At 59.5% G+C, this 516-nt stretch carries 1 protein-coding gene; it reads left to right on the forward strand.

What is annotated here, in order from left to right; translation table 11 throughout:
* Positions 1-34 precede the first annotated feature (34 nt).
* A partial coding sequence (locus QWI17_RS09080; protein WP_302722194.1) for a phospholipase D-like domain-containing protein occupies positions 35-516 on the forward strand: 482 nt, incomplete at its 3' end.

Below are 516 nucleotides of genomic sequence, written 5' to 3' on the forward strand. Positions count from 1 at the left end.
ACTGGGGCGCATGCCTTGCCTGGCGAACAACCAGGTGAAGCTGCTGATCAATGGCAAGGCCACCTTCGATGCCATTTTCGCGGCCATCGAAAAAGCCCGCGATGTGGTGCTGGTGCAGTTCTTCATCATCCATGACGACAAACTCGGCAAGGCGTTACAGCACCTGCTGCTGCGCAAGGCGGCTGAAGGGGTTCAGGTGTTTGTGCTGTACGACCGTGTCGGTAGCCATGCCTTGCCAGCCAGCTATAGCCAGGCGCTGCGTGATGGCGGCGTACAGGTTCACGCTTTCGCCACCCGGCGTGGTTGGTTCAACCGCTTTCAGGTCAACTTCCGCAACCATCGCAAGATCGTGGTGGTGGATGGCTTGGTCGGTTTCATCGGCGGGCATAACGTAGGTGACGAGTACCTGGGTGAAGACCCGCAGCTTTCACCATGGCGCGATACTCATGTGCAGATCGGCGGGCCAGTGCTGGCCTGCCTGCAAGAGTCGTTCGCCGAAGACTGGTACTGGGCCTC

Source organism: Gilvimarinus gilvus (genome assembly GCF_030518155.1).
Classification (GTDB): domain Bacteria; phylum Pseudomonadota; class Gammaproteobacteria; order Pseudomonadales; family Cellvibrionaceae; genus Gilvimarinus; species Gilvimarinus gilvus.